14 protein-coding genes are annotated in these 16,542 nt (G+C 65.2%); all 14 read right to left on the reverse strand.

Annotation, left to right across the window (positions count from 1 at the left end; genetic code table 11):
• Positions 1-21: 21 nt before the first annotated feature.
• From OH686_RS12460 to OH686_RS12525, 14 genes are read right to left on the reverse strand one after another with little or no spacing between them, the layout of a single operon-like run.
• Positions 22-564, reverse strand: coding sequence for a hypothetical protein (locus OH686_RS12460; RefSeq protein ID WP_289532938.1), 543 nt, complete (start codon positions 562-564; stop codon positions 22-24).
• Positions 564-3,221 (reverse strand): T6SS phospholipase effector Tle1-like catalytic domain-containing protein, encoded by a 2,658-nt coding sequence (locus OH686_RS12465; RefSeq protein ID WP_289532939.1) that lies wholly within the window; start codon positions 3,219-3,221, stop codon positions 564-566. Before OH686_RS12465 ends, OH686_RS12460 begins: the two co-directional genes overlap by 1 nt.
• Positions 3,206-3,733: a Tli1a family immunity protein gene (tli1a, locus tag OH686_RS12470; protein WP_354005254.1), complete on the reverse strand. Its 528-nt coding sequence runs from the start codon at positions 3,731-3,733 to the stop codon at positions 3,206-3,208. Before tli1a (OH686_RS12470) ends, OH686_RS12465 begins: the two co-directional genes overlap by 16 nt.
• Entirely contained in the window at positions 3,718-4,236 is a 519-nt protein-coding gene (tli1a, locus tag OH686_RS12475; protein WP_289532940.1) for a Tli1a family immunity protein, read from the reverse strand. The genes tli1a (OH686_RS12470) and tli1a (OH686_RS12475) overlap by 16 nt, the downstream gene beginning before the upstream one ends.
• Positions 4,233-5,042, reverse strand: coding sequence for a toxin Tle1 chaperone Tla1 (gene tla1, locus OH686_RS12480; RefSeq protein WP_289532942.1), 810 nt, complete (start codon positions 5,040-5,042; stop codon positions 4,233-4,235). The genes tli1a (OH686_RS12475) and tla1 overlap by 4 nt, the downstream gene beginning before the upstream one ends.
• A gap of 25 nt (positions 5,043-5,067) precedes the next feature.
• The gene (locus OH686_RS12485; protein ID WP_289532944.1) at positions 5,068-7,194 is read right to left on the reverse strand and encodes a type VI secretion system Vgr family protein; all 2,127 of its coding nucleotides are present in this window, start codon (positions 7,192-7,194) and stop codon (positions 5,068-5,070) included.
• A 25-nt stretch (positions 7,195-7,219) separates the two neighbouring features.
• On the reverse strand, positions 7,220-8,179 hold the full coding sequence (locus OH686_RS12490; protein WP_289532945.1) for a serine/threonine-protein kinase: 960 nt from the start codon (positions 8,177-8,179) through the stop codon (positions 7,220-7,222).
• Positions 8,176-8,907, reverse strand: coding sequence for a PP2C family protein-serine/threonine phosphatase (locus tag OH686_RS12495; RefSeq protein ID WP_289532946.1), 732 nt, complete (start codon positions 8,905-8,907; stop codon positions 8,176-8,178). Before OH686_RS12495 ends, OH686_RS12490 begins: the two co-directional genes overlap by 4 nt.
• The gene (gene tssM / locus OH686_RS12500) at positions 8,907-12,428 is read right to left on the reverse strand and encodes a type VI secretion system membrane subunit TssM (RefSeq protein WP_289532947.1); all 3,522 of its coding nucleotides are present in this window, start codon (positions 12,426-12,428) and stop codon (positions 8,907-8,909) included. Before tssM ends, OH686_RS12495 begins: the two co-directional genes overlap by 1 nt.
• Before the next feature lie 6 nt (positions 12,429-12,434).
• Positions 12,435-13,301 (reverse strand): type IVB secretion system protein IcmH/DotU, encoded by an 867-nt coding sequence (gene icmH / locus OH686_RS12505; protein WP_252272416.1) that lies wholly within the window; start codon positions 13,299-13,301, stop codon positions 12,435-12,437.
• Between the two features lie 2 nt (positions 13,302-13,303).
• Entirely contained in the window at positions 13,304-14,635 is a 1,332-nt protein-coding gene (gene tssK, locus OH686_RS12510; RefSeq protein ID WP_137973953.1) for a type VI secretion system baseplate subunit TssK, read from the reverse strand.
• Between the two features lie 3 nt (positions 14,636-14,638).
• Positions 14,639-15,109: a type VI secretion system lipoprotein TssJ gene (tssJ, locus tag OH686_RS12515; protein WP_289532949.1), complete on the reverse strand. Its 471-nt coding sequence runs from the start codon at positions 15,107-15,109 to the stop codon at positions 14,639-14,641.
• Positions 15,110-15,127: 18 nt separating this feature from the next.
• Complete coding sequence (tagH, locus tag OH686_RS12520) at positions 15,128-16,354, reverse strand: type VI secretion system-associated FHA domain protein TagH (RefSeq protein ID WP_289532950.1); 1,227 nt, start codon at positions 16,352-16,354, stop codon at positions 15,128-15,130.
• Between the two features lie 18 nt (positions 16,355-16,372).
• Positions 16,373-16,510, reverse strand: coding sequence for a type VI secretion protein (locus OH686_RS12525; RefSeq protein WP_137973956.1), 138 nt, complete (start codon positions 16,508-16,510; stop codon positions 16,373-16,375).
• Between the last annotated feature and the right edge of the window lie 32 nt (positions 16,511-16,542).

Here is a 16,542-nt window from a genome sequence, read left to right on the forward strand (position 1 = left end):
GGCCCGCTTTTTCTTTGTCGATTAGGGAAGTGGAGGGGCTTCGTATTCCAGCACCTCCAGGTCCGCCTTGCCCTGATAGGTCACGCGGAATACGTGATCCTCTATCCCCGTATCGGCGATGCTCTCCAGCAGGCTGTAGCCACCGAACTCGGGAGTGATCTCGTTCAGCGGTTTATCGCTTGTCCCGAACATCCGATAGAAGCGCACCGAGCGCTCACCCAGGCTCATCACTACTTCCCGTTCGCTATCGACCACCTCCACCAGAGAGAAGGGGCCGCCCAACTGGCCGCCGAGTTTGTAGGCATAGGTTGCCGAGCAGGTGGTGCCGCAACCGAATGTGAGCAGGAAGATGCCGGACTCATGGTTTGCGTGACTTGGCGGCGATGGAAACTGCAATACTTGTTCTGTATTAACGCCATCCGTCAGCGAGACTTCACAAACGCCTCTTCTGCAATCCGATTCGACCTGCCACGAGCTGCCGGGTATACCCAGAAGCTCGGCCTCGCAAATCCCTGCCGACAGCCCCATTAGAAGAGCTACGGTGGCCCGGACTAGTGGGTGCATCAACCAATCCCTAGCTTGTCGCCAACTATATCTCCAGCCATATCAAGCCAATCCGGAGACTTGGTCTTGCCAGGTTGCTCCGTGTCGCCCAACTGCCCGGCAAGCATATCGACCAACCCCATCGGATTGCCTTCCTTGGCCTCGGCTACAGCCTTGGCTGCCTGTGCTGCTTGGAAGATCTTCTTCAGTTCAGGTGTCGTAGCCGTCTGTTCAGTGAGTGGTTGCGGTAGAGGCATTGCCTGGACCTGACGCAGGACGGCGCCGGGTTCACGGGTGTAAGCGCGCAGGTGGTCGATGCCTTGCATCATCGGATAGGCGATACCGGTGAGTGGGTCGAAGGCGCTGACCTGCGGCAGGCTCTGGGAATCCGGCATCGGCAGCTTGCCGCGAAGCACTGGTACGCCTAGTGTCGGCAGAATCAGACCGAGCAAGTAGCGAGGATCGCGGCGTTTGACGGCCAGACCGATGCTGCCGACGGCGATGGCCAGACCGATGACTCGGCCGGCGGTCAGCAGCGGCGTCAGCGACTTGTTCGAATCCTGATCGAAGTGCACCAGGCGGTAACGGAAGTAGTCGGTCCATACCTCTCTGGGGGCAAAACCCGAGCTATTCATGAACCAGGCGCGGGAGTCGTGGACATGATCGTCGAACAGGGCGACGAGCGACTCGTAGCCAGGGGCGACTTTCCCTTTATCCACAAAGAGCTTGTGATACCAGGCCGTGCCGTCGGTATGGATACTCTTGAACTGAGTGGCTTCGTCTTCTTCGTTGATCAGATAGATCACACCGGAAAGTGAGTCGATTACGCCGGAAAGGAAGCCTCGATCATCCTCCACGGGCTTCCAGTCGCCGCGGTAGTCGCGGGAAAACTCGGCGGCGGCTCCCTGGAGCTGGCGGTTATCCAGGGTTGGTTCGTAGGCCTTCTCGATTTCCAGCTTCTGGTATTCCCCAAGGCCACCGACGGTGCGGATGTCCTCATCGAACTCCGAGTAGCCTGGGCAATCACCTTCTGCGAAGGTGCGGTTGGCCTGGAGGCGGTGCTCGCAGCTGATAAATTTCTCGCCGTTTCGCTCGAGTTTCTTCTCATCAAGCTTATGCGCGTGCAGGCGTGTGCGGGCATCCCAAACGGCTTCTGATTCGTCCTGTTGCCTCTTTACGTTCTCGTAGAAGCTGCTGCCGTTCAGGCCATTGTGATAGCGATCAATGCGCCAACCGGTGATCAGCTCGGTCTCCCGCTCGACAATTTCCTCCAAGGGAGCATTACCTGCCCTGGCTGCTTGGGCCTGCCAGGCATTGAAGCGATCTATTAACGTGGGGGATATGTCCAGCTCTCGTACCCACTTTGGTTCCAGTTCAAGTCCGGGCTCTTTCGCAAGGACATCTTTGTTGACGCATGCTTTAGGTACTCTCAATGGCGCACCAGCAGCAAAGGCTTCCCGGTACATGTGGTGCAGGGTGACCTGAGAGAGTAGCAACTCAGGCTGCATGGCCTTGCCCTGATCCTTGGCAGGATAGCCGCCGCCTACGTCCGAGTGCATGCCTGGATAGACATACTCGACGCTGTTTGCCCGATAGCTCGAAGATTGGCTCTTGTCCGGCTCTCCATCTTCACCGCGTGGGCGCCGACGTATCGAGTCCAGCGGAAAACTGGCTCGTTGCTCATGAGCCGAGACCAGATGCACGCAGCGATTGAGAAAGCGCTGGTCTTCCGGTAGGCGGGTGTCTTCGTCTGGCAGGCGCATGGTGCCGTCGGCCCAGCTCATATGGCCGGCGGCGAAGGGGAAACTGTCGGCCAGACCGACTGCTGCCACCGTATCGAAGATGCCGAGAAACTCGATGGAGATTGGTAGGCCGGCGAAGCGGTATTCCGGATCGCCATTGGTACCAGACTTGCGCACCAGCTCCAGCAGCCAGTTACAGAAGGTCCGCGCCTCGGCGGCGCCTCGGGAGAAGCCGTAGACATACAGGCGCAGAGAGAGAATCTCAGGTTTCTTCTGCTGTTCCTTGTGAGTCAGTAATGTGGCTTCGAGTTGGTCGATCAAGGGCCGCAGAGCTTGTTCGCGATTGCGTTTGCCATTGCTGATCAACTCGGGGGTCAGTATGACGGTGCTCATTTCCGAGAGCAGATCTTGGGTTTCCGAATCGTCCAGGATCGTGTTCAGAAGAACTCTACGCAGGGCGTCTATGAGGCGAGTCAGCCCCCAGTTAATGCGATTCTCTCCACCCATTGCACCGATAAGGCCTTTCTGAAGCGGCTCATGCTCGCCGATTTCCGGAAAGGCTGTGCCGACGCCCGGGCAGTAGTAGCTGAAGTGACTTCTTGTGCCCTCTGAGTCTGAGTGATCCACTGTCGCGTGGTACAAGCGGGCAATATTGCTGGTACTTAGCGGCTCGCGTTCATCAGCGTACCGATTGTTGTTGGTGCCGTCGAAGAACAGCGACAGATGTAAGGACTGACAGCAGGTGTCGCTGCTAATGGCTCCGCCCGCCTGTAATGACTTTTGTCTGCTATGCGAGATGTGTCGACTCTCATCTCTCTCTCGCTTGCTCAGATTGAGCATTACGGACTGTGGTGAGTCGGGCAAACCGCTTTGGAATGGGGGGGCAATCAGCGCATTGGCCTTGCCGGCACTTCCCTGTGTCATGGCGCTGGGCACTCTTTAGGCTCCTTGAGTTGGAACAGTTCCTTGTAGGGGTAGTCGGGGTGTTGCGGGGTGAAGCATGTGGTATTTACCTGTACCTGATCGCAGGGGAGGAAGTGAACTTGGTACCCGCAACTCTTTTCGTAGTGAGGGATCACGACCTCGGCACGGTGACGGGTGTAATGACGCTCGTGCTCTTCCATCCGTTTGCGCCAGGCGTCCGAAAACAGGGGCTCAGGCCAGTTCACGCGGGGATTTGGGTCTTTCTCCCACTCCACAACGGCGGTTAGGCCGGGTCGCCATTGGGCGGGTAATACGCCACAGCAGCTTTGTTTCCCCCCTCCTTGATGTGGCCCGACACCAGCGCCGCCGGCGCCATTCACACTGAAGCTATTGATTGCGGCAGAGGTATGGTTGTAGCCCGTGACCGGTGCAGACAGCATCTTGGGCTTGGCGGGACCGCAGCCGACAAGTAACAGAGCGCAGAGAGCGCCGCAGATAAGCCTAGTTTTCATGAGGCAGGGCATTCCTTTGGCTCCTTGAGCTGGAACAGCTCCTTGTAGGGATAGTCGGGGTGTTGCGGGGTAAAGCAGGTGGTATTGACCTGTACCTGATCGCAGGGCAGGAAATGAACTTGGTATCCGCAACTCTTTTCGTAGTGAGGGATCACGACCTCGGCACGGTGACGGGTGTAGTGGCGCTCATGCTCTTCCATCCGTTTGCGCCAGGCGTCCGAAAACAGGGGTTCAGGCCACTTCACGCGGGGGGTTGGGTCTTTCTCCCACTCCACCTCGGCTGTTAGACCGGGGTGCCACCGAGCGGGGAGTAATCCACAGCAACTCTGATTTCCCCCTCCTTGGTGCGGTCCTATATTCGATCCTCCTGCCCCGTTAACGCTGAAGCTGTTGATGGCTGCTGAAGTGTGGTTGTAGCCCATCACTGGCGCAGCCAGCATCTTGTGCTTGGCAGGGGTGCAGCCGATCAGCACCAGCACGCTGATGCAGAGCAGCCAACCTAACCGCTGACTCATGCGAGCTGTGCCCCTGGAGATATCGACGAGTTGCGAGCCAGCCATTCGCGCACATGCGTCCTACGTTGGTCGATATCCACAACGCCCTGCTGGTTGGCATCGAGATAGGCGCGTACCAGATGCTGCTGCAGAGTTTCCCGATTGGACAGGCCGTATTCCTGGTGCTGCGCGCAAGTGAATGCGCGGTATTCTTCGGCGTCCATCCAGGCGACCAGCTCGGCAACCTGCTCATTGCTCAACTCCATTGTCGATAAAGGTTGAGGCAGCTCGCTGGGATGAGTGGATTGGCCTGCCAATTGGCGGGGTTGGCCATCGCGATCCAGCCAATGCCAGGCGATGGCGGGGGCATGGAACCAGCGGCCTTGCTGGGGTGTGAGGGTTTCGCTGACGGCGAGAAACAGTCGTGGGTCCCAGTAGCGCAGCAGCCCGCTGCTTTGCCCCTGGTTCCACTCGGCCTGGGTGCAGTGACGCAAATGTTCCGATAGCTCGATGAAGGACCAACTGCTGAGCAGGACCAGTAGGCGCGGCTCGCGATGCAGTGAGTCGAACAATTGCTGCAGCCAGAACCGATGTTCCTGATCGGCCCATTGCAGGCGCAGCAGGACAGGGCCCTGCTTGGCCAGGGCCTGTTCGGGAGTGCCGTCGAGCAGCAGAGCGATATCGGGTTCGGCCTTCAGATCGGCCACGCTCTGCCAGAGCGGGTAATTCAGCCCCGTGGTGTCAAGCAGCAGGTCGATATGGGCTAGCCGATGACTGAGCGCCTGTTCCTGCAGAATGGCCAGCCAGGTGGAGGCATGGGTAGGCATGAGTCGTCCTTGATTCTAAGTCGGGTCAGCGCGGCACCAAGGCCTGGGCCTTGCGTTGGGCGATGCGCAGACATTCCTCGCACACCGCCGGTTGCGGCTTGTTCTCGCAATTGCTGAGTGGGTTGAGCCAGGCCTCATCCAACAGATTCCCCGCCTTGTCCTTGTCAGCCATTCCCGGCTGCAACGGCTGCTTGAGGGCGATCCCAGTACCCGAGCCAGGCGCGCCGCCGGCGTTGAGTTTGGCCAGGGGGCCGACCAGAGTGATGCCGCTGGGGTCGAGTTTGATGAAGCTGCCGCCGGCCTTGAGGGTGAGTTCGACGCCGGCCTCGATGACCATCTTCTGCCCGGCCTTGAGGTGGATCTCGCGGCCGGCCTTGGTCAGTTGGGCGGTGCCGAGCTTGATGTGCTGGTTCTGGGCGATGGTCAGGTGGTCTTCGGCCTTCACCTCCACTTTGCGCTCGGCGTGGGTGGTGTGGTGTTCCTCGGCTTTCAGCTCGGTGTAGCTGTTGGCCTCGACCCTGTCGTGTCGCTCGTGGCCGATGCGGATCTTCTGGTCGTGTTCGACGTTCTCGTCCCAGTCCTTCTGGGCGTGGATATAGATTTGCTCCTGGCCCTTGCGGTCTTCGATGCGCAGCTCGTTGTAGCCGCCACCACCCGGACTGCTGAGGGTCTTGAAGACGCTGCGAGTCTTGTTCGCCGGCAGGTTGTAGGGAACCACGTGTTCCTTGTGGTATAGGCAGCCGGTCACCAAAGGCTGGTCGGGATCGCCTTCGAGGAAGGTGACCAGCACCTCCATGCCGATGCGCGGAATGGCGATGCCGCCGTAGCGGTCGCCGGCCCAGCTGGAGCTGACGCGCAGCCAGCAGCTGGAGGTGTCGTCGGCCTGGCCTTCGCGGTCCCAGTGGAACTGCACCTTGACCCGACCGTATTGATCGCAGTGGATTTCTTCACCCTTGGGGCCGGTGACCACGGCGCTCTGGCTGCCCAGTACCTTGGGTTTCGGGTGGCGCAGGGCGGGGCGGTGCAGCACGTCCCAGGGGGTGGCGCTGAAGCGGTTGCGGTAGCCCTGCTTGAAGTTGTCGGAGTTGCCTGATGTTCCCTCACCCCTGGCCCCTCTCCCATTGGGAGAGGGGAGGGAGCCGCCGAGGAAGCTGGTCACCGATTCCTCCAGCACCTGTGGCTGTTTGCCCTCGTGCAGCACTTCCTGCAGCAGCCAGAGGTCGTTCCATTCGCGGCGCGGGTGGTCGGAGATTTCCAGCAGGTGGCCGGTCACCAGGCGCGGCTGGTCGCTCTCGCCCTGGGCCAGCTGGTAGTCGGCACGATGACGTTCCAGCGCGCGTTGCGACAGGTGCTTGCCGCGGGTGCGCTCGGTGTAGCGGCCGGGGTAGTCGTAGTCTTCCAGCTTGGGCTGGAAGTCGGCCTTGGCGCCGGTCTCCAGCAGCAGGCGCGGTTGCTCGAAGTCGTAGTCGCGGCGGCTGACCTGGTTGGTGCGGGTGGCCAGGCGCAGGTTGAAGCGCTTGATCACCGGCTCGTCGGCCACCATGCCGCTGTCCTGCACATAGGCGGTGGGCTGGCCTAGCTTGGGGAAGCCGGTCTGGTCGTCGCCGAACACCAGCACGTGGCCCTTGGCCGAATGTTCGAAGTGGTAGTGCAGGCCCTCTTCCTCACACAGGCGCTGGATGAAGTGCAGGTCCGTCTCGTCGTACTGCACGCAGTACTCGCGCTCGGGGTAGACGGTGGGGCCGAGCTGGAAGCGATAGGCACCGCCGAGGATGCCGTGCTCCTCCAGCACCAGGGCGACGATCTGCGGCACCGTCAGGTGCTGGTAGATGCGCTGGTTGGTGCGATAGCCGAGCCAGGTCAGCTTAGGGCTAAGGGTGAGGTGATAGCGGGTCAGGCGCTTGCCCGATTCGCCCTGGCCGACATCGTGGATCAGGCCATGGATGCCGCTGCCGTCCGGGGTGATGGCGAGAAAGGCCGGTTTGCCGAGCAGCTCGTCCAGGTCCAGGTCGGGCTTCTCGCTGACCAGTTCCACCTCGAAGCGGTAGGGCTGGTCGAGGGCCTCGCGGCCGTTGAATTCGAGCACCTGCAGGTCGTGCTCGAGGCCTTCGAGATGCAGGCTGAAGTGGGTCTGGTTGGCGGGGTTGAACATGCGATCGTCCTTGTCGGTAGGCCTGTCAGGCCGGGCGGCGCAGCCAGCGCGCGAGCAGCGAGGTGGTAGGGCGCTGGTTGCGGAAGGCGCGCAGCAGGTCCGGCAGGGTGCTGCGCCTGGCTGGGTCGAATTCCAGCGCGGCGCGCAGTGCCGGCCACAGTGCGCGGGGCAGGTCCGCGGGGGCCGTCAGCGGCAGTTCCATTGCCAGCGCCTGTTTAGCACTTTGCCGGCGGAAAGGATGCTGGCCGCTGCACAGTTCGTAGATCACGCAGGCCACGGCGTAGACGTCGGCGGCGGCGTTCAGGGTGGCGCCATCGAGCAGTTCGGGGGCGGCGTAGCGTGGCGTCCAGGCGGCGAAGCGGCTGCGCGCCAGGCGTGGCAGGCCCTTGAGGAAGCCCTCGCGGGCCTGGCCGAGGCCGAAGTCGAACAGGCGGATGTCCTCGTCGCCGAGCATCAGGTTGCTCGGCTTGAGGTCGCCGTGCAGCACGCCCTGGTCGTGTGCGTAGCGCAACGCCTCGAGCAGGCTGAGGGCGACGCGGTGTGCCTCGGGCCAGGGCAGGCCGCTGGGATACTGGTGCAGCACGTGGTCGAGGGTGTTGCCCTTGAGCAGCTCCATGGTGATGAAGGCGCGCTGGCAGGCCGGGTCCACCTCGAAGCTGTAGAAGCGCACCAGGTTGCGGTGGCTGAGCCGCGCGGTGAGGGCGAACTCGCTGTAGAGCAGGGCGCTGGCGTCCGGGTATTCGGCGAAGTCCTCGCTGAGGGTCTTCAGCGCCACCCAGGGCTGCGGTTCGCCGAACTGTTCGCGCAGCAGGTCGCGAGCGCGATACACGGCGCCCATGCCGCCGACGCCGAGCAGCCGCTCGATCTGGTAGCGGCCGCCGAGCAGATCGGGCAGGTCCTTGGGCAACGGGCGGGCGACGCGCGCCGGGTTGGCGCCGGCCATCACCGTGAGGTCGGCGCTGACCACCTTGGCTTCGGCGTTCATCGGTTGATCACCACGCCGCTCAGGTTGTCGCGGGCCGGGCCCTGCAGGGCCAGGTCGAACAGGCGCTGCAGGGCCAGCTGCGGGCTGGGGCGCAGCAGCGCGGCGGTCATGTCGTCGTGGTCGAGGTCCTGGTACAGGCCATCGCTGCACAGCAGGAACACGTCGCCGGGCAGGCTTTCCAGTTCGAGGATGTCCAACTGCAGCTCCTCGGCGGCGCCGATGGCCCGGGTCAGGGCATGGGCGCCGGGTTGGCGCGCGGCTTCCGCCGGGCTCATGCCGCGTTCCTCGACCAGTTGCTGCAACAGCGAATGGTCGCGGCTGAGCTGGAACAGCTGACGCCCGCGCAGCAGGTAGCAGCGGCTATCTCCGGCCCACACGCAGGCCACCCGACTGCCTTCGGCGAGCAACGCCACCACCGTGCTGCCGACCAGCAGGTCGGGGGTGGCCTCGGTCAGGGTCAGGCCCAGGCTGAGGTGGCGGTTGAGGCGGTGCAGGCAGTCGCGCAGGGCGTCCAGGCGGTCCTCGAAATCCAGCTCCGCGGGCAGCTCGGCCAGGCTCTCGACGATCAGGCGGCTGGCCAGGTCGCCGGCCTGGTGGCCACCCATGCCGTCGGCGACCACCCACAGGCCCTGCTGTGGCTGGTCGAGAAAGGCGTCCTCGTTGCGCTCGCGCACCTTGCCGGTGTCGGTGCGCCCGGCGCTGGACCAGAGGCGTTGGGCGACCTTCATCAGAGGGTCGCCGGCAGCTTGAACTGGCGTAGCAGGCTGGCATCGAACGGGTTCGGCGAGCGCTGGCTGTGCAGCAGGTACTTGGCCTGCAGACCGTCGAGGTTGGCCTTGAGCAGCAGCGCGTCGCGGCCGCTGTGTTGCTCCACCTTCATCATGTCGATCAGGCGGAACAGCGCCCAGGGCCCGCTGTTCTTCTCGATGCCGACGCGGCGGCCGCCCTGTTCTTCCAGCACCAGGCTGCTGCGCTCGCTCTCGCCCTCGGCCGGCCAGCGGAAGGCGGTGGCGATGATCGGGCCGTGGCGGTACTCCATCTGCTGGCCGCCGAAGCGGAAGTCGGCGCGGTTGAGGCTGTAGTCGAGGGCGAACGGCTCCAGCTTGAACAGCACCAGCGGCTCGGCCGGGTTCTCGGCGAAGAAGCTGCGGCGGATCACCTGGGTGCGGTTCATCTGGGTCAGGAACACCGGCGACAGCGGCAGGCCCTGGCCGTCCATGCGACGCAGCTGGTACTCGCCGTCGCTGTCGCTGACGAAGTCCTTGAGGTAGCGATCGACGAAGGCGTCGGCCACGCCGTCGGCCTTGAAGAACTCGCGGAAGTCGGCGATGGCCACGTCGCTGTCGCTCTTGGCGCTGAACGGATAGCGTTTGAACAGCGACTCCTTGTAGAAGGCGTACAGCTCGTTGCGGTAGCGCTTGTTCAGGTAGCCATAGGCGTCGTTGAGCACCAGTTGCCAGCTGTCGTCGGCGATCAGGGTCAGCCAGTTGCCCACCGGCTGCGGCAGGCGCGCGGCGGTGCCGCGGACCTGGTTGATCGCATCCGGGCGACCGCCCATGCGCGCCTTGGCCAGTTCGAAGGCGGCCTGCTCCGGCGAGCTGGCGTGGGCCATGCCGCTCAGTTGCAGCTGCAGGGCGTCCAGTGCCTGCAGGGTGGCGGCCAGTTCCGGGCCGGCGCCGCTGTTGTCGTCGAGCAGACGGTGCAGCGGCTCGAAGCGCCGTTGCAGGGCGCGGCGGGCGGTGTCCGGCAGGCTCTTGGCGATGGCGTCCAGACCCTTGCCGGCCGCGGCGGCGGCCAGCTTGCCCTTCTTCCCAAGCTTGGCCTGGGCGGCCAGATCGTCGGTCTGATCGGCAGCGGCCGGCAGGTCGAAGCGGGTGTTCTCGCGCACTTCCACCAGTACCTGCAGCAGCGGCGAATTGGCCGCAGTGAGTGCGGTGAGCACGGTGATGCCCTGGGCGGTGTTGCCGATCGGCTCCAGGCTCAGCTGGGCGATGGCCTCGCCCCAGTAGTTGGCATAGTCGCGGAAGTACAGCTGCTCCAGTTCCACCATCAGGCGGCCGAGGTCGCGATCGCTGAGCTGGTTGCCTTCGCCCAGTACCCAGTTGTCTTCGAGTATGTCGCGCACCAGGCCGAGGCCCTGGGCGACGAAGAACTGCTGGTAGCCCTTCTGCGTGTACAGGCCGGGGATGGCGTAGTCGCTACCCAGCAGCAGCGGCGCCTGGGCACCCAGGGCCTGGGCGATGCGGTAGTCGGGCAGGCTGCGGGCCTGGTCGCGGAGCATGCGGTAGACCACGTTGGCCAGCGACTCGCTGCGCAGGATCTGCCGGGCCTCGGCCACCAGGTCGTCGTTCAGCGGGTAGGCGCTGAACGGCTCGGCTAGCAGGCGCTGGAAGTGCGCGTTGAGACGCTTCTGGGTCGGCTCGTCGCCGGCATAGCGCAGCGACCAGTCGGAGGCCAGCCAGTCCTGCAGGAAGGCCGGGTCGCGGCGCTCCTCCAGGTTGAGCATCAGGTAGGCGCGCAGGCTGCCGAGCAGCAGCTCGCGGTCGTCGCGGTTGGCGCGGATCTGTCCTTCCAGCTGGCGTGCCACCCGTGGCAGCAGCTCGCTTTCCAGGCTGCGGCGGTAGGCGGCGTGCACCTGCGGCTGCACCTGCGGACCCTGGTACAGGCCACCGCGCTCCAGCAGGCTGGCGTCGCCGGTGCTGGGGAACACCTGGGTGGCGGTGTAGCTGCCGTCGAGCAGCGGCAGGGCGCGCTGGGCGTCGTCCTTGGCGCTGATGCCCTCGCCGTCGCGGCCCAGCTGCAGGGCCAGCTCGCGCAGCTGCTCCAGGCGGCCGTGGTTGGCCGAGTAGCTGGTGCCCCAGAGCAGGCCGAACAGCACCAGGCAGGCGGCGGCTCCGGCGTACAGGCCGCGCTGGCGCCAGTCGATGCGGCGCACTTCCTTGTCGTCCAGGCCGGCCAGTTCGGCCTCGGGGAAGATCACCCGGCTGAGCAGCTGGTTGATAAAGCGGGCGCGGCCGCTGCGGTAGGTCGGCAGGCTGCTGCCGGCCAGGCCGAGGTTGCGGCCGATGCCGGTGGTGCTCGGGTCGAGCAGTTCCTGCAGCTGCGGCGCGCTGGTCAGGTAGAAGCCGCGCAGCTGGCTGGAGCGCTGGTAGCGGTTGCCGCTGAAGGCCAGTTCCACCAGCAGGCACAGGCGCTCGCCGAGCTGGCCGAGCTGGTGCGGGAAGTCGAGGATGCGGCCACGGCGCTGGGTATCGCGCTCCTGGTGCAGGCGCATGATCACCTGGCTGTTGAGGCGGCGCAGCAGCTCTTCGAACTCCTGGCGCACCACGCTGGCGTCGGTGGCGCTCTGGCCCTTGCGGAAGCTGGTGCCGAGCACCTGGTCGCTCTCCTCGCGGCTCAGCTGGTCGAAGAACTCGTCGAAGCCGATGACCTTGTCGGCCTTGCTCAGCACCAGGTACACCGGCACTTCGGCGCGCAGCTCGGCGTGCAGTTCGTGCAGGCGCTGGCGGATCTGGCGGGCCAGGTTTTCCAGTTCCAGTTCGCTGGCGTACAGCAGGGTGTCGACCGGGATGTTCACCAGCACGCCGTTCAGCGGGCGCGCGCGGCGCTTGCGCAGCAGGCTGAGCAGGGTGTGCCAGGCGCGGCTGTCCACCGCCACGTCGGGCTGGGTCAGGTAGCGGCCGGCGGTGTCCAGCAGCACGGCGTGGTCGGCGAAGTACCAGTCGCAGTAGCGGGTGCCGCCGACGTCCTTGGTCAGGCGGCGCTCGTCGCCCTTGTTCAGTGGGAAGTCCAGGCCGGAGAAGTCCAGCAGGCTGGTCTTGCCGCTGCTCTCGGGACCGAGCAGCAGGTACCAGGGCAGGTCGTTGCGCCATTTCTCGCTGCGCCCGCGGTACAGGCTGGAGGTCTTCAGGGTGCGCAGGGCCTGCTTGAAGCGGCCCTTGAGCTCCAGCTGCTCCTCGCTGATCAGGCCGTCGCGGCGCAGGCGCTCCTGGGCGTCGGCATCATCCGCCTCGGCCTTCTTGCGCAGGTTGGCGCGCCAGCTGACGAACACGATGAACAGGCCCCAGGCCAGGAACAGCAGACTGATGCTGACCAGGCGGCTGGACGCCGGCGCCCAGAACTTGGAGTCGGCCACCGCCAGCAGCGGGCCGACGAACCAGATCAGCAGGGCCAGCACCAGGACCAGGCACAGGCTCCAGACCCAGGTCTTGCGGAAGAACGCCGCGGTTTTCTTGAGAAAGTCCTTCATCTCAGATCATCCCTGATTGCTTTGTGCGGGGGCCGGAGCGACTTCGGCCGCCTGATAGGGTTGCAGCACGGTGCCGCGCTGCTCGTGCAGCACCCAGCTGAAACCGGCGTAGAGCAGCGCTAGGCCGGCCACCGTGGCCACTGCCACCAGCCAGCCGGGGACGATGCGCACCAGCCGGCGACGGCCTTCCTTGAGGCCCTCCCAGTGCGGCGACAGCTCGCGCGGGATATCGCCGCGCAGCTGGCGGATCTGCCGGTACAGGCTGTCGCGGATCGCCTCCAGTTCGAGCATGCCGCGCGGCAGCACGCGGTACTTGCCCTCGAAGCCGAGCGACAGGCAGATGTACATCAGCTCGAGCATGGCCAGGTGCTTGACCGGGTTGCGCGACAGGTGTTCGAGCAGCTGGAAGAACTTCTCGCCGCCGAAGGTCTCGTTGTGGAAGGTCGACAGCAGGCTCATCTGCGACCAGGCGCTCTCGTTGCCCCAGGGCGTGGTCACCACGGCCTCGTCGACCACGGTGCACAGCACGTAGCGCGCGGCCATCACCTGGCCGCCCTCCACGCCTTCCTGCAGGGCGCGGTGCTCGAACAGCTTGATCGCCACGTTGAGGCGCTCGTTGAGCGCGTCGAAGTTCTCCGCGCTGGCGTGGGTCTTCAGCCGCACCACTTCCGAGAGCAGCAGCGCGCTGGCAGCCACCAGCGGGTTGAAGCTGATGTTGAAGACTTCCGCCGGGCGCATGCGCGCGGCGTAGACCATGCGCTCTTCGAGCTGCTCGAAGCGCGGCGTGGCGAAGTCGGTGAGCGGCCCGCGTGGTGCGGCGCCTTCTCCCTGGCGGTTGAGGACGACGGTTTTGTCCTGTGCTTCCCTGATCATGTTCAGCTCCTGATCGCCCAGAATTTCAGCTCAAGCCCGGCGAAGTCGCCGGACACGTGGAAGGCAAAGCCACCGGAGCTCTCCAGCTGCGCCAGTTCCTCGGCGCTGAACTCCAGGGCGAAATAGGTCTTGCCGGCGTGGAAGGGGATCTGCCGCGGCGCGACTGGCAGCGGCTTCACCTTGATGCCCGGCAGGTGCAGGTTGACCAGCTGGCGGATGCGTTCCACCGCGCCGATCTTCAGGTGCGCCGGCAGGCGCTTGCGCAGCTCCTCGGACTCGCACTGGGCATCGGCGGCGAGGACGAAGGTGGCGTTGCCGAGCAGCGCGTGGTCCTGCAGCGGCGAGACCTGGATGCCGTACTGGCGCTGCTGCAGCGGCAGCTCGATGGCGTGCTGCTCCAGCACCATGGACAGCACCTGGCGCAGCGCCTCCATCAGCTTGCGGAAGCTGGCGGCCTGGTCGTTGTGCAGGTAGCGGCCGTCCAGGCGCGGGCGCTTGTGGTCCGCGGCGAAGGTGGCCAGCTCGCCGAGCAGGCCGACCAGTTCGCGATACAGCAGCTCCGGGTGCATCTGCTCCAGGCTGAGGTAATGGCGCAGCTGCGGCTCGTAGCGGTTGACCAGCTGCAGCATAAGGAAGTCCCCCACCTCTGTGTTTCCCAGCTTGCCGGCGGCGCGCACCCGTTCGGCGAGGATGTCGCCGCGGTGGCCGAGCAGGCTGATCACTTCCTTGAGGCAGGACAGCAGGTAGCTGGACGCCTGCACATGCAGGAAGGTCGGGCTGAAGTCCTGGTCGAGGCTGATCACCCCGTCCGGGCTGGTGTCGAAGATTTCCGCCACCTTGAGCTTCACGAAGGCCTGGTCGTTCTGCTGCTCGCCGAGCAGCAGGCGGAAGTCCGGGCGCCCGCAGCTGACCTGGCTGACGGTGACGTCGCCGGCGTTGGAGTCGGCCACTTCCAGCTCGTGGGCGCGGTAGCGGGCCAGCACGTCCTGCTGTTCGCTGCGGCGGCTCTCGATATGGTTGCCGGTGACCAGCGGCAGGGCCAGGTACACCGGGGTGGCCGCGGTGTTCGGCGGGATGTCCAGGGCCAGCGGCTCGCGGCTGGCGTCCAGTTCGAACAGGCTGCCGTCGGGCAGCACGCCGCTGGCCTGGCTGAGCACCAGCTTGCCCATGCCGAGGAACTGGCGGTCCACCTCCAGGCTGAAGAAGCCCCAGGGGTAGATGTCCTGCAGGCGCGAGCGCGACTTGAGCTGGTGCTCGAAGTAGCGATCGTTCTGCTGGAAGTGCTGGGGGCGCAGGAGCATCCCTTCCTGCCAGACAACCTTGAGCATTTCCATTGCTCAGTCCTCTTCCTTGAGCGGCTCCAGGCCGCGCTTGCCGAGCACCACGCCGGCCTGGTTGATCTCGCCTTCCTGCAGCGAGACGACATAGCGCCAGCTGGCTTCCGGCAGGTCGCGGTAGGCGGCGATCACGCCGACGTAGCGGCTGCCCGGCTGCACCGAGAGCTTGAGGTCACGCTCCTCGCCGGGGCGCACTTCCATCTCCTCGAAGCTGACCAGGTCGGGCATCAGCGATTCCTTCGGCCGCTGGTACAGGGAGAAGAATTCGGCGTTGTTGAACGACGAGGGATTCTTCAGCTCCAGCAGGCGCACCACGATCGGCGAGGGGCGGCCGGCCAGGTCCGGGTTGAGGTCCTCGCTGGCCTGCAGGCGCAGGTCGAGCTTGGTGGTGTCGGAGTAGGGCGACAGGCTGGAGCAGCCGCCGAGGGCGGCGAGCAGACTGAGCAGGCTAAGGCTGATAAGACGGCGCATGGCATTCATCCTTGCTTCTTACGAAGGCTGGTAATCGGTGTTGAGGGTGGCGATCAGGCGGACCTGCTCTTCGTAGGTCTTGGCGAAGTCGCGGGCGAACAGGCGCTGGCTCCAGTCGTCGTCCTTCTCCAGCGCGCGGAAATGGCGCTGGTAGGCGCGCCAGCGGCTGCCGGAAGTGGCCAGCAGCGGCTTGCGGTCCTGCTCGAAGCGCAGGGTCAGCTGCTCGGGAGCGAACTGTTCGAACAGGCCCTGCACCGCCGTGCGGCTGGCGGCGAACAACGCCACCTGGTGTGCCTGCAGGTCGCGGTAGGCGCGGCCGACGGCCTGCTCGGCCGGCAGCTGGCCGGGCTTGTTGCCGCGCAGCATGGCGGTGAGCGCCTCGCCGGCGTCGCCGACCTGCTTGAGCGGGTTGTTGCCGGCGCTCTGCACGGTGGTCAGGGCCAGGCGCAGCTCGTTCTTCAGCTCGCTGCGCGTGCGCAGGCTCTGCTGCAGGCCGGCCACGCTCTGCTTGAGCAGGCGCGCGGCCTGCAGGGCCAGGGCCTCGCGAGCCTCGGCATCGAGGTCGTCGACTTTCACCCCGAGGGCGTCGCCGAAGCGCTGCCAGAAGCCTTGCGGCAGTGGCTCGGCGGCCACCGGCACCTGCACCGGGCGGGCCTGCGGGCGCGGCACTTCAAGCGGAGCCGGCTCCGCTTCGCGGACCAGCTCGGGCACCAGCAGGCTTTCCATGTCGATGCGCGCGTACTGGGTGCGCGCCTGCTCTTCCTCCGGCGCCTGCACCAGGCCGGCGAACTCGTCCAGCTGGCTGTAGCCGCGCGGACGCTGTTCGAGGGCGGCGATCGGGTCGAGGTCGAGGAAGGCATCGTCGGGGATGATGCTGCCGGCGTGCTGGCGCTGGCCGATCTGCTCCTCGAACTGGGCCGGGTCCTGCAGCACGCGGGCGCGGATCTCCAGCTCGCCGAGGCAGTACACGCAACCGTGCTCGATGCGCTGCGGCTCGCCCTTGGGCAGGCGCGCGCCGTTGTCCTTGAGGGTCACGCCATTGCTGCTGATGTCGGTCAGATAGAAGTGACCGTCGGCGTAGCTGACCTGGGCGTGGCGGTTGGAGAGGATGCGCTTGCTGTCCGGGATGGCCCAGTCGCATTCGTCGCCACGGCCGATCACGCCGCCGGCCTTCTTGAAGCTCTTGCTGGTCAGCAGACCCGGCGCGTACTGCTGGGCGCTGACGATATCGAATACCAGTTCCATGGTAGGGGCTCCTTGCGCTCAGTCTTCGCGCTGCTGTTCGGCGTGCGGGTCACCCAGCGGGCGGTACTCGTCGTCGCTGGACTTGTAGTTGCCGCCGCAGCCGGCGAGGCCGAGCAGGGCGGCGAGCAGGGTGGCGGTCAGAAGGCGGTGGGACATCGCGGTTTCTCCACTGGCGGTGACGGATAGGG

Origin of the sequence: Pseudomonas sp. SO81, from assembly GCF_030374125.1 — a bacterium.
Taxonomy (GTDB): Bacteria; Pseudomonadota; Gammaproteobacteria; order Pseudomonadales; family Pseudomonadaceae; genus Aquipseudomonas.